Source organism: Rhizobium sp. SG_E_25_P2 (assembly GCF_029892285.1).
Lineage (GTDB): Bacteria > Pseudomonadota > Alphaproteobacteria > Rhizobiales > Rhizobiaceae > Rhizobium_E.
Window position 1 is genome coordinate 689,922 of sequence record NZ_JARXVM010000001.1, and the last position, 21,680, is coordinate 711,601.

The window sequence follows — 21,680 nt, forward strand, 5'->3', positions numbered from 1 at the left end:
GGGATGACCTTCTTTTGGCAAAAAGAGGCAAAAACGTGCTTATTGTCTTCACGGAATGTTACAATTGAAATATTAACGGAGCACACACTGCGTCAAAACGGGAATCCCTTCCACAACCCTGGAATGAGAGTCTAGTAGATTCAGTCCGTAAGCAGCGGACCGCGCCGCACCAGTCAAATCAGCCTTTTGCTCACAGAAAGAGCGCTGAAAATCGCATTTAATCATATCTTCACTAATTTTTATCACGATATTTATATTCCAATAAACGCGATTGCCACATAATCGCCACATTTCAACCGCGCCAGACCCCATCTTTCCAAAGTTGATCCATCGAAATCAGGTAGTCCTGGTAGAGGAATTCAAAACCGAGCTCTCGAATTCTGGCGTTGCCGACGCGCTTGTTTTCTCCGTAGAACGACCGCTGCATAGGGCTCAATTCCGCCGTCTCAAAGGCGATGTCAGGGGGAATCGCAACGCCCATCAACTGCGCGGCATAGGCCACCACGTCCTGGGACGGGGAAGGCATATGGTCCGTGACGTTGAAGGCGCCGCCGGACTTTCGGTCCATCAGGAACAGGCTAGCCCGGGCGATATCCTCCACCCGGATACGATTGAAGACCTGATCCTTCTTGACCAGACGTCGCGCCGTTCCATTGTCTAGATTGACGAAAGGATTGCGGCCCGGCCCATAGATGCCCGACAGACGCAACAAGGCGACCGGGATCGCATCGACGGCGCCGGCGTCGATCCATTGATTTTCGGCGAGCACACGCTCCCGGGAGCGGTTCGACAGCGGGGTCGGCGCAGCGCTTTCGTCCACCCATTCGCCTTTATGGTCGCCATAGACCCCGATCGTCGAGAGATAGCCGACCCATTGCAGGCGCGGCATCACCGCTTTCAGTGAGGGAATCAGCCGAAGAAACCCATCGCCATGCTTATCGGGAGAAATGGACTGCACGAGCGCCGTGGTCTCAGACAGCGCCACTGCAAGGTCGTCCGAAATCCTCTCACCGTCAAACAGCAGCGGCCGAATACCGGCGCTTTCAAGCGCGGCGAATTTCTGCTGGCTCCGCGTGGTGCCATAGACGGGGAAACGCGCGCTTGCGAGCGCGCCGATCGCCTTGCCTGAAAAACCCGCACCCAAAATCGTCATCGTCATGGCAATAATCCCGCTTTTTTCCATTCCTGTCTTACATAGTCATCCGGCTCGCCTTGCGCACGGGCCTTGTCGTCGTCCGTCAGGCGTCCCAGACGCCGCAGCGCCCAGATCGCCATGCCGCGCACCTCCGCCGCCTCGTCCGACAGCAAGGGGCGACAGAGTTCGGCGAGCGCCGCTTCACCGGAATTGCCGGCGGCGATCAGACAGTTCCGGATGAACCTGTTGCGTCCGATGCGCTTGACCGGCGAACCGGAAAAAAGCGTTCGGAACCGCGCATCATCGAGCCCCAGGAGATCAGTAAGAGGTGGAGCGCCGAGATCCTCGCGCGCCCGCAGCTTTTGCTCCCGCGCCACTTCGGCGAATTTGTTCCAGGGGCAGGCGGCGAGGCAATCGTCGCAGCCATAGATACGGTTGCCGATCAGCGGCCGGATCTCCCAGTCGATCGGTCCCTTATGCTCGATGGTGAGATAGGACACGCATCGCCGCGCGTCGATCTGGTAGGGCGCCGGAAAAGCCCCGGTCGGGCAGGCGTCGAGGCAGGCGCGACAGGAGCCGCAATGATCGCGCTCGGGCGGATCGACGGCCAGGTCGGCGGCAGTGAAGATACTGCCGAGGAACAGCCAGGAACCATAGTCGCGGCTGACGAGATTGGTGTGCTTGCCCTGCCATCCCAGTCCCGCCTTGGCCGCCAGAGGCTTCTCCATCACCGGCGCCGTGTCGACGAACACCTTGACCTCGGCGTTCGTCCGGGCGGCGAACTTCTGGGCGATTTCCTTGAGCTTGCCTTTGATCACGTCGTGATAATCGCGATGGCGGGCATAGACGGAGATGTTGCCGATTTCGGGCCGGGTGAGATTGTCGCGTGGGTCGCTTTCGGGTCCGTAATTCATGCCGAGCATGATAATGGATCGGACGTCGGGCCAGAGAATGCGGGGATCGCCGCGCCGCGCTTGGGTTTCGGGCATCCAGGCCATGGTTCCGTGATAGCCGGCGTCGATGTAATGCGCGAGATCGGCGCGCGCGACGTCAAGATCGTCAGGTCCCGTGATGCGGCAGACGTCGAAGCCGGCGTCGAGAGCGACCGCCTTGACCCATTCGGCGCGCTTGCGGATGTCGCCGCCGCGGCCCGCCGCGCCCGGCATGTCAGAAATCCAGGTCGGCGTAGTGCGACACCGGCGTCACGCCGCGAATACGATCGCTGAGCAGGGGCCTGAATCCGGGACGAGACTTGATGCGCTGATACCAGTCCTTGACCTGGGGCCATTCGTTCCAGTCTATTTCACCGAGATAGTCGAGAACGGAAATCGCTGCGGCCGCGGCCAGATCCGCATAGGTCAGTCTTTCGCCGGCAAGCCAGGTTCGCGAACCCGCGAGCCAGGCGAGATAGCGCATATGCTGGCGAATATTGTTGCGCGATGTGCGCAGAATCTTGGAATCGGGCGCGCCGCCGCCCTGATCGGGCGTCATGAACAATTTGAAGACGCGCTCGCGCGCGAGAGGACGCGTCACGTCCTGCTCCATCTTGTTGAGAAACCATTCGGTCAGCCGGCGGATTTCGGCGCGCTGGAACGGATCTTCGGCGAGCAGGCGGCGATCGCGCTTCAGCACGCCGCTGGTCTCGTCGAGAAACTCCGAAATAATCGTCGCCCCGCACAGTGCCCGCATATTGTCATCGACGAAAACCGGCAATTGCCCGGCCGGATTGAGCGCCAGAAAATCCTTGCGCTTTTCCCACACTGATTCCTCAATCATATCCGCCTGGACGCCATATTCGGAGAAGATAAGGCGAATGAATCGCGAGGCGGTCGACATCGGATGATGATAGAGGACGGGCATGGGTTGAACCGACTTATAAGAGGACAGGCCTGGCGGTGGGCACACCACGCCGCTTCGCCTGATGCGCCAATTAGATACAGGTGCGCAAGGCGCTGGGAATCGTCAAGCGGCCTATGGCTGATTTGGGGCAAAGTCGTGATGCCGCGCTGAAACCCGGTAAATAAATCGACAATCCCGAGGCAAAACTGCGGCGATCTTTAATAAATTGATGAGAAAACCCGGTCTATCGACCGACAACAAGACAGGCATGTCACGAGGCTCATATGGAAAGTCAGTCCATTTTCAGCGCGTTCATTCTCGGGCTTCTCGAGGGCGCGACGGAATTCATCCCGGTGTCGTCCACCGCCCATCTTCTTCTCGCGAGCCATTTTCTCGGATTCAAGAGCACGGGCAACACATTCCCAGTCCTCATCCAGCTTGGCGCGATTCTCGCGATCCTGCTCGTCTATTTCCGCAAGCTGTTCGATGTGGCGATGACGCTGCATTCGTCGGAGCGGTCGCGCTGGTTCGTCCTGTCGATTCTGGTCGGCTTCCTGCCGGCTGCGGTCATCGGCGCGATTGCGCATGACTTCATCAAGAAAGTGCTGTTCGAAGAGCCGGTGCTGATCAGCTATGTGCTGATCATCGGCGGCGTCATCCTGCTCGCGGTCGACAAGATGAAGTTCCAGCCGCGCTATTTCGACGCGATGAATTATCCGTTGCCGCTGGCGTTCAAGATCGGCATCTGCCAGTGCCTCGCGATGATCCCGGGCACATCCCGCTCCGGCGCGACCATTGTCGGCGCGCTGTTGATGGGAACCGACAAGCGTTCGGCGGCGGAGTTTTCATTCTTTCTTGCCATGCCGACCATGGTCGGAGCCTTCACACTCGATCTGATCAAGTACCGCAACGATCTCAACCTCGACGACGTCACGAATATCGCCGTAGGCTTCGTCGCGGCTTTCATCAGCGGTCTTGTCGTGGTGCGCTCGCTGCTGGCGTTCGTCTCCCGGCGGGGCTATGCCCCGTTCGCCTGGTGGCGAATCATCGTGGGAACAGCGAGCCTGATCGGTCTCTATCTGCAGGGCTGACCGGAATGCGAAAGGCCGGCGTAGAGCCGGCCTTCAGGCAGAACGGATATCATGTGAAAAAGGACGCCGTCGGCGTCCTTTTTCATGACCAGAGATCAATGGGCGGGAATTGCGCCCGTCACAGCGCAGGGATCCACGCCATAGGCGGGCGCGCAACGGTTCTTGTCGGCCGCATCGGTATGCGGCGCCATGAAGGAACCGGCAAGAATGACAAGCGCCGCAGACGCAAAGAACAATGCGATCGATTTGCCCATAATTTCCTCAAAAAAGTTTGCAGAACTGGCGGAGCCGCCGTGTCTCTGACGCATCTGAGCGGCTTCTAATCAGTTGCGTCGGTGCAATCAATAACGAGCGAATGGCTTTACCGATGTTTAATAAAACTAACCGCCCTGTGCGACTTTTGGGCAACTCCCGCCTATAGGCAAGATGCAAAGATACACTTCACCTAAAAATGTCAGCTTCTAGTTAATGGATCGTATGCAATGCACAAAGAACAAGCCATCACACAATAAAGCACATAGAAAAACGGCCCCACCTTGCTGGAGCCGCTTTACGATTTGTTAAGATTTTGTGGTTCAGGCGGCCGCGCCAGGCTGAGTGAACTGTCCTTCCGGGCGGTAACGGGCAAGATAGGTCGGCAGAATTGAGGCGGCGAGCGTCGGCTTGATCGCCAGTCCCTCCAACGTGCGGCCTTCCTTGATCGCGGCCTCGGACACCACATTGTCCTTCTTGAGCAACGTCACCTGGTCGGCGGTGATCGGCGGGGTGATGAAGGGCACGAGCGAAGCGACCGAACCGAGCAAGGACGCGACGCCGAATGGGATGCTGACCAGAGGCTTGTTGCGACAGGTGACGCGCAGAATATCATCGAGGATGTCCTTGAAGCTCACGACTTCGGCGCCGCCGAGTTCATAGATCTTGCCGCCTGCGACGAGTCCATCGACCGAACGCGCCACGGCCTCGGCGACGTCATCGACGAACACCGGCTGGAACTTGGTCTTGCCGCCGCCCACCAGCGGCAGGAAGGGGGCGATACGGGCCATGTCGGCGAATTTATTGTAAAACTGGTCTTCGGGTCCAAACACCACGGACGGACGCAGGATCACCGCGTCGGGCTTGGTCTGCAGGATGTACTGCTCGGCGCGCCCCTTGGAACGCGCATAGGCCGAGGTCGAATTCACGTCGGCGCCAATGGCGGAAATATGGGTAAGGCCAGCGCCCGTGGCGCGGGCAGATTCAGCCACGGCGCGAGCGCCGAATTCCTGAACTGCGTCGAAGCTGTTGCGGCCCTGCTCGAACAGAAGTCCGACACAATTGACCACGTGATCAGCGCCCTTGATGGCAGCGTCGACGGAATTGCGATAGCGCAGATTGGCCTGCACGAAGGAGATCTGGCCGACATTGCCGAGCGGCTGTAAGAACAGCGCCAGATCAGGGCGGCGAACCGCCACACGGATGCGGTAGCCGCGGCGCGCCAGCGCGCGAACGACATGCCGGCCCACGAAACCCGATCCGCCAAACACAGTCACGAGTTTCGGCAAATTCGACAGCGTCATCTTGATCTCCTGAAATTCGGCGCCTTTTGGCCGGTCATACCCGAATCGACGCGCGAAATGAAGTTGTTAGTTCAGGCTACGCCTTCGACGATCACCATTTCGGCGTCCGCCACTTCCTGGCGGATCGCGGCGGCCTTCTGGTATTGGGCGGAATGGTAACAATCATAGGCGGCCTGCAGCGAGGGAAACTCTATCACCACATTGCGGGCGCGAACCTGACCTTCCAGTCGACGATAGTCGCCGCCGCGCGCCAGGAACACCGCGCCATATTCCTCGAAGGCAGGCTTTGCGGTGGCGACATAATCCTTATAGCGCTCGGGATCCCGGATATCGACGCGGGCGATCCAATAACCTTTTGCCATAGGGGCCTCCACCTTGCTGGACAGACTGCAATCTGTGTTAGAGCACGGCGTCCATCTCGGCAAGGATCGCCTTTGCCGCAGCCAGCGGTTCTGACGCCTTGACGATCGGCCGGGCGACCACCAGATGCGAGGCTCCGGCGCGGATGGCGTCGGCGGGCGTCATCACCCGTTTCTGGTCGCCTTTGTCGGCGCCTGCGGGGCGGATGCCGGGGGTGACCACGGCAAGCTCGGGACCGACCACCTTGCGCACCGCCTTCGCCTCCTCCGCCGAGCAGACGATGCCGCCCATGCCGGCGCGGCGCGCCTGTTCTGCCCGGCGCAGCACGAGCGTGTGCGGATCATATTCGTAACCGGCCTCGATCAGGTCGGCTTCATCCATGGAGGTGAGAACGGTGACGCCGAGCAGGCACAGATCCGAACCCCTGGCCGCCTCCACCGCCGCCCTCATGGCCTTGGGATAGGCATGCAGCGTCAGCATGCTCATGCCCATCTTGGCGATGTTCTCGACCGCGCTCGCCACCGTATTGTCGATGTCGAGCAGCTTCATGTCGAGAAAGACCTTCTTGCCGTCGCGGGCGAGTTCGCGCGCAAACTCAAGCCCACCGGCGAAAGCCAGTTGATAGCCGATTTTGTAAAAAGAGACTGTCGCGCCGAGCTTGGCGACGATTCGATCCGCTTCCTGCACATTGGGCACATCGAGCCCGACGATCAGCCTGTCCTTCGCCGACATTTCAGCCTCTCCTTTTCGCGTTGCGGCACAAGTGCCACGAGCAAGGCTCAGCCGCAAGACAGGACGGCAGTCGCGAGGTCGAAATCAACCGCTTACGTCGGGGCCGGCCCAATCTTCCATGGGCGTCCAGTCCGCCATGAGAGCAAGATCATCGAGGCGAAACGCGAAAAGATTGCCGCCGCCGCCTTTCTGGTCCTGCGTCCGACTGATCGGCAAGCCGCGAAGCCAGCATTTCAGCAGCGTTCCGACGCCGCCATGGCCGATAAAGACGACGGGACGATCGACAGGCCACCCGGCGAGCGCCGCCTTGACCGCAGAGACGATCCGCGTTTGCGCGTCCACGGCGCGCTCCCAGCCGTGAAAACTGTCGTCCGGATGAGCGAAGAACCAGTCTGCGGCCTTCTCAAACTCTGGCGGCGGCAGGAAGCCCATGGCGCTGCGGTCATTTTCACCCATTCCCTCGACGATTTCGACGGGAACTCCTGCGGCAGCGGCGAAGATCCGCGCAGTCTCGACTGCTTTTGTCTCGTCGCTGGCGATGATTCGGCGGATCGCACCCACCCATGGCGCTGCGGCCGCCCGTTCTGCGCGGATGCGACCGATCTCGGACAATCCCCAGTTCGGCACGGGAACGGCAGGATCGATATTCACCTGGGGATGGGAGAGATAGACCCCGAACATCAGGACACGGGGCGGTAATAGTGCCAGATTTGCGCCGGCGGCAGATTCCGCACGATGAAATGATGATGTTTGATGCGATAGCTTTCGGGCTTGGCGACCACGGGGGACACAGGCCCATAGGAGAATTGCACCACAGGCCGGCCGCGCGGCACAAGATCGAGGAGATCTTCGATCAGCTGAATACGCGCCTCCATTGGGAAATTAAGCAGCGGAATGCCCGAGATCACGCAATCGAATTGCCGACCGGCATGGGCCGGCAAGGCGTTGAACACGTCGAACGCGTCGCCATGCAGAAAGTTGACGCCGGGATATTTCATTCTGAGATGGCTGAGGAAGTCCTCGGAATATTCGATGGAGAAGATCCGGGACGGCTCGACGCCGTGCTGGAGAATGGCGCGGGTGATGACGCCGGTGCCGGGGCCGAGTTCGAGAACCGGCAGCCGTGAACTCACGTCGATCACATCCGCCATGGCCCGTGCGGTGCGCGATGAGGTCGGCGCAATCGCCCCGACCGTCCTTGGGCGCGACATCATTCCCTTGATGAAGCGGATCTCGTCGTCGAATTTCTCGGCGAATCGTGTCTTCAGTCGATGCATGCGCCTGCGCCCTTCATGGTCGTTGACCGATATGTGAAGCGGCGCGGCGCAAGAGACAAGGGGCATATGGTTAACGCATCGGAAATATTCCGGATGTGTCAGACTCGCATCGGCATCAGCACGTAGAGCGCGTCGGCTCCGGTGGAATCGAGAATGATGGTCGGCGAGCCTGGATCGGCGAGCTTGAACACGGCGTCGTCGCCGCCGAGCTGGCCGGTAATGTCGAGCAGATAGCGGGCATTGAAGCCGATCTCGAGCGGATCGCCATCATAGGAAATGGCGAGTTCTTCCGTGGCGCTGCCGGAATCGGGGTTGTTCACCGTCAGAACCATCTGTCCTTCGGTGAGCGCCAGCTTCACTGCGCGGCCGCGCTCGGAGGAAATAGTCGACACGCGATCGACGGCGCTGGCGAAAGTCGCGCAATCCACCCGCATTTCCTTGTCATTGCCCGAGGGAATGACGCGCTGGTAATCGGGGAAGGTGCCGTCGATCAGCTTGGAGGTCAGCACGATCTCGCCGAAGGACAGGCGGATCTTGGCGTCGGAAACCTCAAAACGGATTTCGGCGTCGGGATTTTCGATCAGCTTCTGGATTTCGCCGACGGTCTTGCGCGGCACGATGATGCCCGGCATGCCTTCCGAGCCTGACGGCGCTTCGATATCAGCGCGGGCCAGGCGGTGACCGTCAGTGGCGACGGCGCGCAGCTTGAGCGCGCCTTCCGTTTCCACTGTGTGCAGGAAGATGCCGTTCAGGTAATAGCGCGTCTCTTCGGTGGAGATGGCGAATTGGGTTCGCTCGATCAGCATCTTGAGATCAGCGGCCTTGATGGTGAAGGCGTTGGCGAAAGTCCCGGCGGTCAGATCCGGAAAATCGTTTTCCGGCAGGCATTGCAGCGAGAATTTCGACCGTCCCGAGGCGACGGTCATGGTCGCGCCATCGGCCGAGGTGCTGAGCGAGACTTCCGAACCGTCGGGAAGCTTGCGGACGATTTCATAGAGAAGATGGGCTGGCACCGTGGTGGCGCCCGCCTGTTCAGTCAGCGCCGGCGCGGCTTCGGTGATTTCGAGATCGAGATCGGTCGCCTTCATGGCCAGCGACGCGCCTTCCGCTTTCAGAAGCACGTTGGACAGGATCGGGATCGTGTTGCGACGCTCCACCACGCGATGGACGTGTCCCAGGGATTTCAGGAGATTGGAACGCTCGAGTGTGATACGCATGATCCTACCGTTTTTTGTTCTTGCCGGCCGTTCCGGCGTCGCCCGCCCCCGCGCGGACGGGCAAAATGGCAGAAAGCGCTGCAATATTGCAAGTGCTTTCGATCCGAAAAACGCGCCTTGCACATGATCCGCCCCCGGCTCATAAAGACCTGACTTCATTCACTTCCGGAGCATGACTTGGACGACGACGACAGCGAGGCGCCCTCAGGCGACCGGAAATTCCGCATTCGCACGCATGAGATCCCGGCGCGTCCGCTCGAGCCGGGCCTCTATCTGGTGGCCACCCCGATCGGCAATCTTGGCGACATCACCCTTCGCGCGCTGGAGACGCTGGCGGCGGCCGATATCATCGCGGCGGAAGACACCCGCGTGAGCCGGGTGCTGCTGGAACGCTATGGCATAAGCCGCAGGCCCTATCCCTATCATGAACACAATGCGACGGAGGCCGGCCGTCGTCTGCTGGCCGAAATCGAGGCGGGGAAATCCGTGGCGCTGATTTCGGACGCCGGCACGCCCCTGGTGTCGGATCCGGGTTTCCGGCTGGTGCAAAGCGTGGTCGAGGCGGGGCGGAAAGCCATCCCCATTCCCGGGCCCTCCTCTGTGATCACCGCATTGTCGGCGGCTGGCCTGCCGAACGATTCGTTTTTCTTCGGCGGATTTTTGCCGCAGAAAGAAAAAGCCAGGCGCGAGCGGTTCAAGGAGATCGCCACTGTACCGGGCACGCTGATCCTGTTCGAATCGCCGCATCGCATCGCAGCCTCTCTCGCCGACGCCGCGCTCGTGCTCGGGGAAACCCGGCAGGCTTGCGTGTGCCGGGAACTCACCAAGACCTATGAGGAATTTCGGCGCGGCAGCCTCGGCGAACTCGCGCAGTTCTACGACGGCCAGGAGAATGTCAAAGGCGAGATCGTGCTCGCCATTGCGCCGCCGGAAGCGGAAGCCGCGCCCGAAGGCGAAGCGCTCGACGTCTATCTGAGAGAACTCGCCGTCTCCATGCCCGCCGCCAAGGCAGCCGCCGAAGCTGCGCGAGAAACCGGCCTTCCGCGTAAGGATCTCTATCAGCGCCTGCTGGAACTTAAGGAAGAGCGGGGATGACGCCGCCGCCGAGGGATCGCCAGCGCGCCTTCCTTCGCGGCCATGTCGCCGAACATCTCGCCGCTTTCTATCTGATCGCGAAAGGCTATCGGATCATGGCGATGCGCTACAAGACGCGCTCAGGCGAGATCGACATCGTCGCACGCAAAAAAGACATGGCCATTTTTATTGAAGTGAAGGCGCGAGCCTCGGTGGAGGACGGATTGAACGCCGTCACCGCCGACGCCCAGGAGCGGATCCGCCGCGCCAGCGACATCTGGCTTTCACGGCAACGGCATGCCGGCCATCTCGGCGTCCGCTATGATGTGGTCATCATTAGACCCTGGCGTTGGCCTACTCATTTTATCAGCTATTTCTAACGGTTAACGTCAACAAGCTGTCACAAAAGCGTAACCGCGCTGTCATTGGAAACCACTAGTGCAGTCCCAGAACCGATACCGGTCAACAACAGGGAAAACGCACATGTTGAAGAAGTTCTCGCTGGCCGTCATGGCCGTCGCGCTCTCCGCCACCACGTCCTTCGCCGCCACCAACATCACCTGGTGGCACGGCATGAGCGGCAAGAATGGCGAAGTGATCAACGAAGTCGCCAAGAAGTTCAACGCGGCCCAGTCGGCTTGCGCGCTCACCCCCGTCTCCAAGGGCACCTATGAAGAGGCGCTCGCCGCCGGCATCGCCGCCTTCCGCTCGGGCGAGCAGCCCAACATCCTGCAGGTGTTCGATGCTGGCGCCGCCACGATCATCAACGCCAAGGGCGCGGTCATTCCGGCCGAAGACCTGATCAACAAGGCCGGCTACACGTTCGACCGCAACGCCTTCATCGACGGCATCCGCTATTTCTACGCCGACGCGGACGGCAAGTTCGTCGGCATGCCGTTCAACTCGTCGGCTCCGATCATGTATATCAACACCGACGCGCTGAAGAAAGCCGGCGTCGAAGCGCCGAAGACCTGGGAAGAGTTCGAAGCCATCGCGCCGAAGCTCAAGGACGCCGGCTTCGTGCCGCTCGTTCAGGCCCAGCTGACCTGGCAGTTCACCGAGAACTTCTTCTCGCGCAACAACATCCAGTTCGCCACCAACAACAACGGCTATGATTCGACCGAAGGCACGACGCTGAACGTCACCGATCCGAACCTCGAAATGATGTTCACCAAGCTCAAGGATTGGGCCGACAAGGGCTGGTTCGGCTATTACGGCGCCGGCTGGTCTGATAACCAGAAGGTCTTTGAAGAAAACAAGGCCGCTCTCTGGATCGGCTCGTCGGGCTCCTTCGGCGGGTTGCAGAAGACCGCTCAGATGCCGTTCTCGGCCGACTTCCTGCCCTATTGGGGTTCGATCAAGGGCGCGGGCGTCAATTCCTTCATCGGCGGCGCGGCCCTGTTTGCCATGTCCGGCAAGTCGGACGAAGAAAACAAGTGCGTGGCCGACTTCTTCCAGTTCCTGACTTCGGCTGAAGTGCAGAAGTTCTACCATGAAGAAACCGGCTACGTGACCGTCACCAAGGCTGCCTATCAGCTGGCCAAGAAAGAAGGCTGGTACGAGAAGAAGCCGGTCGCCGAAGTCGGCATCAAGCAGCTGATGCTGCCGTCGGGCGAGTGGTCCAAGGGCTATCGCCTCGGCTTCTACCCGCAGATCCGCGAGATCATGGAGCGCGAATACAACCGCATCTTCGCCAATGAGACCTCGGTGAAGGACGCTCTCGCCACGATCAAGAAGGAAGGCGACGAACTGCTCGCCCGCTTCGCCAAGACGTCTGGTTGACGCCATCGCTCCTTCCGCTCACGGAAGGGACTGACGATCGAGAGAACCGCCTCCCTTCGGAGGCGGTTCTTCCTTTGAGCCAGAAGAGGCCTCAGATGAAGCGCGTCCAATTTTCATCGCCCATCATTCCCTATCTGTTTCTCGCGCCGCAGCTCGCGGTGATCTTCATCTTCTTCTATTGGCCGTCGGTGCAGGCGATCCAGTCGTCCTTCTATCTGGAAGACCCTTTCGGCTTCGGCTCGACATTCGTCGGACTGCAGAACTATTGGGACACGCTGACCTCGAGCGAATATCGCGGCATCGCGGGCTTCACCGCCTTCTTCACCGTCGTCGTGACGTTTCTTTCGCTGTCGATAGGCCTGCTGCTCGCGGTCAAGGCGGATGGCGTCATTCGCGGCGCCTCGGCCTATAAGACCATCCTGATTTCAGTCTACGCCATCGCCCCGCCGGTGGCGGGCCTCACCGGCATGATGTTCTTCGACCAGCATATCGGCCCCTTCGTGCGCTTCGCAGCCTTGCTCGGCTGGGACATGAAGGTCGGGCTCAATTACAACGACACGGCGTTCGCGATGATCTTCGTCGCCGTCTGGAAACAGATCCCCTATAATTTCATCTTCTTTCTGTCGGGGCTTCAGGGCATTCCCGCCTCGATCCGCGAGGCCGCCGCAATCGATTGCCGCAACGGCTTCAGGCGCTTCTGGACAGTGACCGCGCCGCTGCTTGCGCCGACCGCCTTCTTCCTGCTGATCATCAACTTCACCTATTCGCTGTTCGACACATTCGGCGTCATCGACGTGATGGTGAAGGACAAGGCCGCCAACAATCCGATCACGCTGACCTACAAGGTTTATATGGACGGCTTCCGCGGCAATGATCTCGGCGGCTCCTCGGCCCAATCGGTCATCCTGATGGTGATCGTGCTGGTGCTGACCATCTTCCAGTTCCGCTTCATCGAGCGGCGCGTCCATTACGGTTGAGGAGAGCGCCATGCGCCGCACATCGCCATTCGATCACCTCATCCTCATTCTCGGCTCGCTGCTGATGATCCTGCCGGTCGTGGTGGCCTTCACCACCTCGACGCATGAGGCGGCCGACATTCACATGAACGGACTGACCTTCTCGCTCGGCGGTCATTTCATCGAGACCTATGAGAAAGTGCTCAGCCATCAGGGCGGCTTCACCGGCAAGGTGACGGGCCTGACCATGCTGACCAATTCGCTGATCCTCGGCATCGGCTTCGCGGTCGGCAAGATCGTGCTGTCGATGCTGGCGGCCTACGCCATCGTCTATTTCCGCTTCCGCGCCGCCACCCTGATGTTCTGGATCATCTTCACCACCCTGCTCCTGCCGCTCGAAGTGCGCATTCTCCCCTCCTACGAGGTGATGCACAAACTCGGCCTGATCAACACCTATACCGGCCTGATCGTGCCCCTGCTCGCTTCGGCTACCGGCACCTTCTTCTTCCGGCAATTCTTCAAGTCGGTGCCGGACGAGATCCTCGAAGCAGCCCGCATCGATGGCGCCGGGCCGTTCAAATTCTTCATCGACATTCTCGTTCCGCTGTCGCGCACCATGATCGCGGCCATGTTCATCATCATGTTCGTCTATGGCTGGAACCAGTATCTCTGGCCGATGCTGATGACCAATGACGAGAGCTTCTACACGCTGGTGCGCGGCATCAAGCAGATCCTCGTCGTCTGGGTGGGCGCCCAGATCCCCGATTACAACGAAGCCTTCGCCATGGCCGTGCTCGCCATGGTCCCGCCGGTGCTGATCGTCGTGATCTTCCAGCGCTGGTTCATCAAGGGCCTGACCGAAAGCGACAAGTGAGAACCGCCATGGCGACCATCGACATCAATACCGTTTCGAAAATCTATGCCGGCGGCGCGCAAGCGGTGCGCGACGTCTCCATCGCCATCAAGGATGGCGAGTTCATCGTGCTGGTCGGCCCCTCCGGCTGCGGCAAGTCCACGCTGCTGCGCATGGTGGCCGGGCTTGAGGAAATCTCCGCCGGCGAAGTGCGAATCGGCGACCGCCGCGTCAACGATGTCGATCCCGCCGACCGCGACATCGCCATGGTGTTCCAGAACTATGCGCTATATCCACATATGACCGTGCGCGACAACCTCGCTTACGGCCTCAAGAACCGCAAGACGCCCCGAGCCGAGATCGACAACCGCGTCAACGAGGCGGCGCGCATGCTGGAGATCGAGCCCTATCTCGACCGCAAGCCGCGGGCGCTTTCGGGCGGCCAGCGCCAGCGCGTGGCGATGGGCCGAGCGATCGTGCGCCAGCCGGCCGCTTTCCTGTTCGACGAACCGCTGTCCAATCTCGACGCCAAATTGCGCGTGAGCATGCGCGGCGAAATCAAGCGCCTGCAGCGCCGGCTCGGCACCACCTCGATCTATGTCACCCATGACCAGCTGGAGGCGATGACCCTGGCGGACCGCCTCGTTGTGCTCAACAAAGGCGAGATCGAGCAGATCGGCAGCCCGCTCGACGTCTATCATCGCCCGGCCTCCACCTTCGTCGCGAGCTTCATCGGCTCGCCGGCGATGAACCTGGTGAAAGCGGAGGCCGAAGGCGCCGGCGTGAAGATCGGCGAGCAATGGCTTTCGCTGTCGAAGCCGCTGGCAGCAGAGGCATCCTTAACGCTTGGCTTCCGGCCCGAAGACGCCACCCTGTCGATGGATCCCGCACAGGGACTGCGCTTCGAACTGGATTATGTCGAGGAACTCGGCGCCCAGCGGCTGCTGCATGGTCTGGTCGGGGGCCAGCCGGTGTCTGTGGTCACCGCCAGCATTCATGCTTTCCGGGGCGAGATGGGGCTCGCAATCGCCGAAAACAAGCTGCACGCCTTCTCGGCTCAGACTGGCAAACGTCTGGGACAGGGCGACGGCGCTGCCGCCGCCCAGAGAGCGGAGGCGCTGGCATGATCCGGACCGTGGTTTCAGAACTCGCGGCCCCCTCCCAGGCGATGCGCAACGCTCTGCCCCGCGCCATCGAGACCGTGAACGAACATGATGCGGTGATGAATGGCCTGGCGGCGATGACCTCGCTTGAAGCGGGCGGAACGCCGTCCTTATCAGGCCCACTCCTATTTCCGATCACTGTGTCGGCCTGGAATATGGAGCGCTGCCTGTTCGTCGAGGACAGCGCCGATCATCTCAAGGAGCGCGCGCCAACCATTGTCTTGCTGTCGGAAATGGATGACGGCATGGCCCGCACCGGCCAGCGGCATACAACGCGTGGTCTCGCACGCTGCATGGACATGGCCTATGCCTATGGCGTCGAGTTTCTCGAACTCGGCCTGGGCTCGGACACCGAGCGGGAATTCTGCTCCGATTCATTCAACCTCAAAGGCTTTCACGGCAACGGCCTCCTGTCGGCGGCGCCGATCCGCGACCCGTTCATGATCCGTCTCTGGGGCCAGCGTCTCTGGCGCGGCGACGCCGGCCAGCCGCGCATCGGCGAGCGCTGCGCCGTGGGCGGGCTGATCGACACCACATCCGGCCCCTTCGTGGCCGTCTCCGTCCATCTCGAAAGCGCAACGACCGCCGCCTATCGCGAAAAACAGACGGCGGACATGCTCGACCGGCTGGAGCAAGCCTTTCCCGACCTGCCGATCCTGATCGGCGGCGATCTCAACACCGGCAACCATGCCGGCGGCGATTTCGAGGCGGAAGGCCTGTTCGCAATGAGCGCTTCGCGCGGTTTCACCCGTCATGGCGGCCCGCTCGATCAGATGACGACGCGACCCAGCCTGATCACCCGCTGGCCCGACAGGGCGATGAAACTCGACTGGTTTCTGGCGCGCGGGCTGGAAATGTCGGAGACGATCATCACGCCATCGCTCGATCCCTCTGGCCGGCCGCTATCCGATCACGATCCGATCACCACGCGCATTCTGGGCTTTCTGTGAGCCTCTGCGTTCCCTGATCCCGCCGGGCTTGCCAAGCGCCCGGCTGGATCCTACATCTTGCCGGCTTTGATCATCCCGGGAGCGCCTTTTCATGGCCAATATCAAGAACGTCGCCGTGCAGATGGACCATGTGTCCTCCATCAATATCGCCGGCGACTCCACTTTCGCCATGAGCCTTGAGGCGCAGGCCCGTGGCTACAAGCTGTTCCACTACACGCCCGACAGGCTGTCGATGCGCGACGGCAAGATCTACGCCACTGTTGAGCCGATGGAACTGCGCGACGTCAAGGGCGACCATTTCACGCTCGGCGAAGCTGAGCGCGTCGATCTCTCGACCATGGATGTTGTGCTGCTGCGCCAGGATCCGCCTTTCGACATGGGCTATATCACCTCGACGCATCTGCTCGAGCGCATCCATCCGAAGACTCTTGTCGTCAATGACCCGGCCTGGGTGCGCAATTCGCCGGAGAAGATCTTCGTCACCGAATTCGCCGATCTGATGCCGCAGACGCTGATCACCCGCGACGTCAAGGAAATCGCCCGCTTCCGCGAAGAGATGGGCGACATCATCCTGAAGCCTCTCTACGGCAATGGCGGCGCGGGCGTGTTCCACTCCTCGCGCGACGACCGCAACTTCACCTCGCTGCTGGAAATGTTCGGCCAGATGTTCCGCGAGCCCTTCATCGCCCAGCAATATCTGCCGGCGGTGCGCAAGGGCGACAAGCGCATCATCCTGATCGACGGCGAGGCCGTAGGGGCCATCAATCGCGTGCCGGCCGAGACGGATTCGCGCTCCAACATGCATGTCGGCGGCCGCGCCGAGCATACCGAACTGACGGCGCGCGAACAGGAAATCTGCGCCCGCATCGGGCCTGCGCTGCGCGAACGCGGCTTCCTGCTGGTCGGCATCGACGTGATCGGCGACTACATGACCGAAATCAACGTCACCTCGCCCACCGGCATTCGCGAGGTCAGGAAGTTCGGCGGCGCCGACATCGCCTCGCTGTTCTGGGACGCAGTCGAAAAGAAGCGTGGCTGATCGCAAATTTTGTTCTTTTCGCTCAACCGGTTGCAACCGAATTACAGCTAAAGCGCGAGAATGATCGGGACCGTTCTTGTTTTATTCTCATTTCCATGATTGACTGCAACCCTGTGCCGAAGAAAGGCGATGCTCGCCTTTAGCTGGCGACAGAGCGGGGGCGCGGTCAACATGGTGGCGAGAGTCAGCACAGTCGCATTTCAGGGCATCGAAGGGGTGCCGGTCGATGTCCAGGTCATGGTAGGGCCTGGCAAGCATGTGATGCAGATCGTCGGCCTGCCCGACAAGGCGGTGGCGGAAAGCCGCGAACGCGTGCAGGCCGCGCTGCATGCCTCCGGCCTCGCGCTGCCGCAGAAGAAGGTCACGGTTAATCTCGCGCCGGCGGACCTGCCCAAGGAAGGCTCACACTTCGATCTGCCTATTGCGTTGGCGATGATGGCGGCGCTCGGCGCCATCCCGGCGGATGCCCTTCAGGATTATCTGGTTCTCGGCGAACTCAATCTCGACGGAACGATCGCCCCGGTCGCGGGCGCTTTGCCGGCGGCCATCGCGGCCAACACTGTGGGCAAGGGGTTGATCTGCCCGCAGGACAGCGGCCCCGAGGCCGCCTGGGCGGGCGCGGAAATCGACATTCTCGCGCCGCGCAGCCTGGTTGGCCTCGCCAATCATTTCCGCGGCACGCAGGTTTTGTCACGGCCGCAGCCGGCGGTCAGGGCGCTGCCCGCCAACAGTCCCGATCTCGCCGACATCAAGGGGCAGGAAAGCGCCAAGCGCGCGCTGGAAGTGGCGGCCGCCGGCGGCCATAATCTGCTTTTTGTCGGGCCTCCCGGCTCGGGCAAGTCGATGCTCGCCCAGCGCCTGCCCTCGATCCTGCCGCCGCTCGATTCAACGGAACTCTTGGAAGTCTCGATGATCCATTCGATCGCCGGGCAGCTCGCAGGCGGCAAATTGTCGGATCGCCGGCCGTTTCGCGCGCCGCATCATTCCGCCACCATGGCGGCGCTGGTCGGCGGCGGGCTGCGCGCCAAGCCCGGCGAAGCCTCGCTTGCCCATCACGGCGTGCTGTTTCTCGATGAGCTGCCGGAATTTCACCCGCAAACGCTGGATGCGTTACGCCAGCCGCTGGAAACCGGCGAATGCGTCATCGCCCGCGCCAATCACCATGTCAGTTACCCGGCTAAGTTTCAGCTGATCGCGGCGATGAACCCCTGCCGCTGCGGCATGGCCGGCGAACCGGGGCATATCTGCGCGCGGGGGCCGCGCTGCATGAGCGATTATCAGGCGCGGCTATCAGGCCCGTTGCTCGACCGCATCGACATTCGCATCGACGTCCCCGCCGTCAGCGCCACCGATCTCATCCGGCCCCGGCCTGCGGAGCCGAGTTCTGTCGTGGCCGCCCGCGTCGCCCGGGCGCGGGAGTTGCAGCGCGACCGCTTCATGGCGGCCGGCCTGCCGGAGATCGGCAGCAACGCCCGCTGCGCCACCGCGCTGATCGAGGCAATCGCCGAGCCCGATCCCGCCGGTCTGCAATTGCTGCGCGACGCCGCCGACAAGATGAAACTCTCGGCGCGCGGCTATCACCGTATCCTCAAAGTCGCACGCACGCTTGCCGATCTCGACGGCGTGGCCAAGGTCGGACGCATCCACCTTGCGGAGGCGATTTCCTACAGGATTGCCGGAGCGCGCCTGCAAAGCGCAGCATGACCTATTCGGGTCGATTGAGGACAGCTTCAAGCCGGTGGCCGTCGAGGTCGATTACGAATGCGGCGAAGTAGTGGGGACCATAGTCGGGTCGCAGCCCAGGGCCGCCATTGTCGATCCCGCCATTGGCGATGGCTTCGGCGTGAAATTGCTCAACGCTGGCGCGGTTCGGGGCGGCGAGAGCGAGGTGGAAACCTGGACCCGGTGGGCTGGCGTCATGGGGCCTGTGCTTCAAAGCCAGTTTGTCGCCGCCGCCGGGCAATCCGTAACCAACCGCCTGGTCGTCTTCGCCTGGCCGGATATCCTCCCAGACGCGGATATATCCGAGCGGCCTGAGCGCGGCGTCATAGAAACGAGCGGCTTTGAGGAGGTCTGCAACGCCCAGCGAAATGTGATGAAGCATCAGTCTTGCTCTTGAAGCGGCAGGTCCGAAAAACATCGGAGCCGCAAAAGCGCGGCCCCGATGTCTGCAAAAAATCAGCCGCCAAGCCCATCGAACAATGCGGTCGACAGATAGCGCTCGGCGAAGGAGGGAATGATCACGACGATGGTCTTGCCGGCATTCTCTTCACGCTGGCCGACCTTGATGGCCGCGGTCAGCGCCGCGCCCGAGGAAATGCCGACCGGCACGCCTTCAAGACGGGCGACGAGACGCGCCTGGGCGAAGGCTTCGTCATTGGTGACGGTGACCACTTCGTCATAGACGGATTTGTCGAGGATGGCGGGCGCAAAACCGGCGCCGATGCCCTGGATCTTGTGAGGACCCGGATTGCCGCCGGAGAGAACAGGAGAATCGGCAGGCTCGACAGCAATGACCTGAACGGACGGCTTATGCGCTTTCAGCACCTGGCCGGTGCCGGTGATGGTGCCGCCGGTGCCAATGCCCGAGACGAAAATATCGACCTCGCCATTGGTGTCGTTCCAGATTTCCTCGGCGGTGGTCTTGCGGTGGATTTCGGGATTGGCGGGATTTTCGAACTGCTGGGGAATGACAGCGTCCGGCAGCGAGGCGGCCAGTTCCTCCGCCTTGGCGATCGCGCCCTTCATGCCCTTCGGGCCTTCGGTCAGCACGAGTTCCGCGCCGAGCAGCGCCAGCATCTTGCGGCGCTCGATCGACATGGTCTCGGGCATCGTCAGGATCAGCTTGTAGCCCTTGGCGGCGGCGGCAAAAGCCAGCGCGATGCCGGTATTGCCGGAGGTCGGCTCGACCAGCGTGGTGCGGCCCGGCGCGATCTTACCCTGGGCTTCCAGCGATTCGATCATGGCGACGCCGATACGGTCCTTCACCGACGCGATCGGGTTGAAGAATTCGAGCTTGGCGAGCAAGTGCGCCTTGACGCCCTTTTCCTTGGCCAGCTTGTCGAGCCGCACGATCGGCGTATCGCCGATGGTCTCAGTGATCGAGCCGTAGATTTTTCCCCGTCCGGCTTTGCGCGTGTCGGTCATGGTGCTTCTCCCTGTGTTTGTGACAGCAAGTTAGGGAGGAATGGGCGCGCTTTCCAGCAAGATCGGCGCGCCGGAGGGCGAATATCGAGAAAATTCCACCCTTTTTCGGCATTGTGGACGAGTGAACCTGCTACGCTGCCCGACTGGCGATATAGCCGGCGGTCGCGAAGAGACAGGCCGCAGCCGCCTTGTTAAGCCGACTGAGCGCTTTCGGATGCTTGAAGGCCTCGCGCGCCTTTCCGGCCAGGGCCACATAGGGGAAAGTCACGGCCACGAGCACCAGGAATGTCGCGGCAAGCAGCAGCAGATAATCCGTAATCCCGACGCTTTCGAGATCGATGATGGTCGGCACCAGCGCTACATAAAACAGCATGGCCTTGGGATTGCCGAGCGTCACGAAAAGTCCCGAGGCGAAGGCCTGCGCGAAACTCTTTTTCGGAGCGGCGCCGATCTCGGAGCTGAGAATGCCCGCCGTCCAGATCTTGTAGGCGATCCAGGCGAGATAGAGCGCGCCGAGGATCTTGATGACGGTGAACACTTCGCTGAACGCATGCGCCAGCACGGCCAGTCCAAGCACGACGGCGGTCAAAAACACCATATCGCCGAGGATCAGGCCGAGCGCCATGCCAATGCCTTCGACCATGCCGGCGCCAAGCGCCCGCGCCACAAGCGCCGTGATCCCCGGCCCGGGAATGGCGGCGGCGAGGAGAAGGGCGAGGGAATAGGCGGCAAGGGCTGAAAATGTCATGATTGGACTCTCTCGGAATGAGCGGGTTCTATCATGGGTAGGTACATACGTCAATAAATGCGGATAAATTACCATATATCCGGCTATTTTACGATTTTTCGCAACTTTACATCATCTTGGCACAAAACCGGAGTTGAGCCCGTTTGTGCTGACTCCGGCGAAGACATCACGCCGCAGACGCATTCTTGTGACCGCCCGGAGCGCGCGTCAGGATCGACTATAGATTTCCCCGCGCCGCGCCGCCGCAAAATCACCGGCTCGACGGTCTTTTCTCAGACGCCTGTGGAGCCGAATCCACCTGCGCCCCGCACCGTGTCGCTCACATGCGCCCGCTCTTCCACACCGGCCTGGACGACGGGCGCAACGACGAGTTGGGCGATGCGCATGCCGCGCTCCACCGTGAAGGGTTCCGAGCCCAGATTGACCAGCAGCACTTTCACCTCGCCGCGATAATCGCTGTCGATCGTTCCGGGCGTATTCAGGCAGGTCACGCCATGTTTGAGCGCCAGCCCCGAGCGCGGCCGCACCTGCACCTCGAAACCTTCGGGGATTTCGAACACGAAACCGGTGGGAACAAGCGCCCGCTCCCCGGCCTTGAGCACCATGGGCTGGTCCTCCGGCGCGGCGGCGCGGATGTCCATGCCGGCGGCGCCGCTGGTTTCGTAGGATGGTAGAGGAAGATCGGCGGCGTGCGGCAAACGTACGAGGCCAAGCGTGGGAAGTGCGGGGGAGTTGCTCATGGGCGACTTGTCGCCTCGCCT

24 protein-coding genes are annotated in these 21,680 nt (G+C 61.4%); 10 read left to right on the forward strand and 14 right to left on the reverse strand.

Going from position 1 to position 21,680, the window contains the following annotated elements:
• Positions 1-292: 292 nt before the first annotated feature.
• From M2360_RS03265 to M2360_RS03275, 3 genes are read right to left on the reverse strand one after another with little or no spacing between them, the layout of a single operon-like run.
• Positions 293-1,159 carry an SDR family oxidoreductase gene (locus M2360_RS03265; RefSeq protein ID WP_280772926.1) on the reverse strand — a complete coding sequence of 289 codons (867 nt, stop codon included), beginning with the start codon at positions 1,157-1,159 and terminating at the stop codon, positions 293-295.
• Entirely contained in the window at positions 1,156-2,301 is a 1,146-nt protein-coding gene (gene queG / locus M2360_RS03270; RefSeq protein WP_280772927.1) for a tRNA epoxyqueuosine(34) reductase QueG, read from the reverse strand. Before queG ends, M2360_RS03265 begins: the two co-directional genes overlap by 4 nt.
• A 1-nt stretch (position 2,302) precedes the next feature.
• Complete coding sequence (locus tag M2360_RS03275) at positions 2,303-2,995, reverse strand: glutathione S-transferase family protein (RefSeq protein WP_280772928.1); 693 nt, start codon at positions 2,993-2,995, stop codon at positions 2,303-2,305.
• 263 nt (positions 2,996-3,258) lie between these two features.
• Between M2360_RS03275 and M2360_RS03280 the strand changes: the two genes are divergently transcribed.
• Positions 3,259-4,065, forward strand: coding sequence for an undecaprenyl-diphosphate phosphatase (locus tag M2360_RS03280; protein WP_280772929.1), 807 nt, complete (start codon positions 3,259-3,261; stop codon positions 4,063-4,065).
• Positions 4,066-4,160: 95 nt separating this feature from the next.
• Here M2360_RS03280 and M2360_RS03285 read toward each other — a convergent pair whose 3' ends face one another.
• The 7 genes from M2360_RS03285 to dnaN form a co-directional block, all read right to left on the reverse strand.
• Positions 4,161-4,319, reverse strand: a complete 159-nt coding sequence (locus M2360_RS03285; RefSeq protein WP_280772930.1) for a hypothetical protein — start codon at positions 4,317-4,319, stop codon at positions 4,161-4,163.
• A gap of 321 nt (positions 4,320-4,640) precedes the next feature.
• Positions 4,641-5,621 (reverse strand): complex I NDUFA9 subunit family protein, encoded by a 981-nt coding sequence (locus M2360_RS03290; protein ID WP_280772931.1) that lies wholly within the window; start codon positions 5,619-5,621, stop codon positions 4,641-4,643.
• A gap of 71 nt (positions 5,622-5,692) precedes the next feature.
• Positions 5,693-5,983 carry a DUF1330 domain-containing protein gene (locus tag M2360_RS03295; protein ID WP_137155275.1) on the reverse strand — a complete coding sequence of 97 codons (291 nt, stop codon included), beginning with the start codon at positions 5,981-5,983 and terminating at the stop codon, positions 5,693-5,695.
• Between the two features lie 37 nt (positions 5,984-6,020).
• Entirely contained in the window at positions 6,021-6,713 is a 693-nt protein-coding gene (gene pyrF, locus M2360_RS03300; protein ID WP_280772932.1) for an orotidine-5'-phosphate decarboxylase, read from the reverse strand.
• An 84-nt stretch (positions 6,714-6,797) separates the two neighbouring features.
• Positions 6,798-7,394: a histidine phosphatase family protein gene (locus M2360_RS03305; RefSeq protein ID WP_280772933.1), complete on the reverse strand. Its 597-nt coding sequence runs from the start codon at positions 7,392-7,394 to the stop codon at positions 6,798-6,800.
• Positions 7,394-7,990: a phospholipid N-methyltransferase PmtA gene (pmtA, locus tag M2360_RS03310; protein WP_280772934.1), complete on the reverse strand. Its 597-nt coding sequence runs from the start codon at positions 7,988-7,990 to the stop codon at positions 7,394-7,396. The genes M2360_RS03305 and pmtA overlap by 1 nt, the downstream gene beginning before the upstream one ends.
• 98 nt (positions 7,991-8,088) lie before the next feature.
• Positions 8,089-9,207: a DNA polymerase III subunit beta gene (gene dnaN / locus M2360_RS03315; protein WP_280772935.1), complete on the reverse strand. Its 1,119-nt coding sequence runs from the start codon at positions 9,205-9,207 to the stop codon at positions 8,089-8,091.
• Between the two features lie 225 nt (positions 9,208-9,432).
• Between dnaN and rsmI the strand changes: the two genes are divergently transcribed.
• The 9 genes from rsmI (at position 9,433) to M2360_RS03360 (ending at position 18,728) form a co-directional block, all read left to right on the forward strand.
• Complete coding sequence (gene rsmI, locus M2360_RS03320) at positions 9,433-10,302, forward strand: 16S rRNA (cytidine(1402)-2'-O)-methyltransferase (protein ID WP_280773081.1); 870 nt, start codon at positions 9,433-9,435, stop codon at positions 10,300-10,302.
• The gene (locus M2360_RS03325) at positions 10,299-10,661 is read left to right on the forward strand and encodes a YraN family protein (protein WP_280772936.1); all 363 of its coding nucleotides are present in this window, start codon (positions 10,299-10,301) and stop codon (positions 10,659-10,661) included. Before rsmI ends, M2360_RS03325 begins: the two co-directional genes overlap by 4 nt.
• A gap of 103 nt (positions 10,662-10,764) precedes the next feature.
• Positions 10,765-12,063 (forward strand): extracellular solute-binding protein, encoded by a 1,299-nt coding sequence (locus M2360_RS03330; protein WP_280772937.1) that lies wholly within the window; start codon positions 10,765-10,767, stop codon positions 12,061-12,063.
• Positions 12,064-12,158: 95 nt separating this feature from the next.
• Positions 12,159-13,040 carry an ABC transporter permease subunit gene (locus tag M2360_RS03335; protein WP_280772938.1) on the forward strand — a complete coding sequence of 294 codons (882 nt, stop codon included), beginning with the start codon at positions 12,159-12,161 and terminating at the stop codon, positions 13,038-13,040.
• A 10-nt stretch (positions 13,041-13,050) separates the two neighbouring features.
• Positions 13,051-13,893, forward strand: coding sequence for a sn-glycerol-3-phosphate ABC transporter permease UgpE (gene ugpE, locus M2360_RS03340; RefSeq protein ID WP_182827822.1), 843 nt, complete (start codon positions 13,051-13,053; stop codon positions 13,891-13,893).
• 8 nt (positions 13,894-13,901) lie between these two features.
• Positions 13,902-14,999 carry a sn-glycerol-3-phosphate import ATP-binding protein UgpC gene (locus tag M2360_RS03345; protein WP_280772939.1) on the forward strand — a complete coding sequence of 366 codons (1,098 nt, stop codon included), beginning with the start codon at positions 13,902-13,904 and terminating at the stop codon, positions 14,997-14,999.
• Positions 14,996-15,985: an endonuclease/exonuclease/phosphatase family protein gene (locus tag M2360_RS03350; RefSeq protein ID WP_280772940.1), complete on the forward strand. Its 990-nt coding sequence runs from the start codon at positions 14,996-14,998 to the stop codon at positions 15,983-15,985. Before M2360_RS03345 ends, M2360_RS03350 begins: the two co-directional genes overlap by 4 nt.
• A gap of 91 nt (positions 15,986-16,076) precedes the next feature.
• The gene (gene gshB, locus M2360_RS03355) at positions 16,077-17,024 is read left to right on the forward strand and encodes a glutathione synthase (RefSeq protein ID WP_280772941.1); all 948 of its coding nucleotides are present in this window, start codon (positions 16,077-16,079) and stop codon (positions 17,022-17,024) included.
• Between the two features lie 171 nt (positions 17,025-17,195).
• The gene (locus M2360_RS03360) at positions 17,196-18,728 is read left to right on the forward strand and encodes a YifB family Mg chelatase-like AAA ATPase (protein ID WP_280773082.1); all 1,533 of its coding nucleotides are present in this window, start codon (positions 17,196-17,198) and stop codon (positions 18,726-18,728) included.
• Between the two features lies 1 nt (position 18,729).
• Here M2360_RS03360 and M2360_RS03365 read toward each other — a convergent pair whose 3' ends face one another.
• The 4 genes from M2360_RS03365 to dut all read right to left on the reverse strand — a co-directional run bounded on the left by M2360_RS03365 (position 18,730) and on the right by dut (position 21,659).
• Positions 18,730-19,128: a VOC family protein gene (locus M2360_RS03365; protein ID WP_280772942.1), complete on the reverse strand. Its 399-nt coding sequence runs from the start codon at positions 19,126-19,128 to the stop codon at positions 18,730-18,732.
• A 74-nt stretch (positions 19,129-19,202) separates the two neighbouring features.
• The gene (gene cysK / locus M2360_RS03370; RefSeq protein WP_280772943.1) at positions 19,203-20,171 is read right to left on the reverse strand and encodes a cysteine synthase A; all 969 of its coding nucleotides are present in this window, start codon (positions 20,169-20,171) and stop codon (positions 19,203-19,205) included.
• 130 nt (positions 20,172-20,301) lie between these two features.
• Complete coding sequence (locus M2360_RS03375) at positions 20,302-20,919, reverse strand: LysE family translocator (RefSeq protein WP_280772944.1); 618 nt, start codon at positions 20,917-20,919, stop codon at positions 20,302-20,304.
• A 272-nt stretch (positions 20,920-21,191) separates the two neighbouring features.
• On the reverse strand, positions 21,192-21,659 hold the full coding sequence (gene dut, locus M2360_RS03380) for a dUTP diphosphatase (protein WP_280772945.1): 468 nt from the start codon (positions 21,657-21,659) through the stop codon (positions 21,192-21,194).
• Positions 21,660-21,680 lie beyond the last annotated feature (21 nt).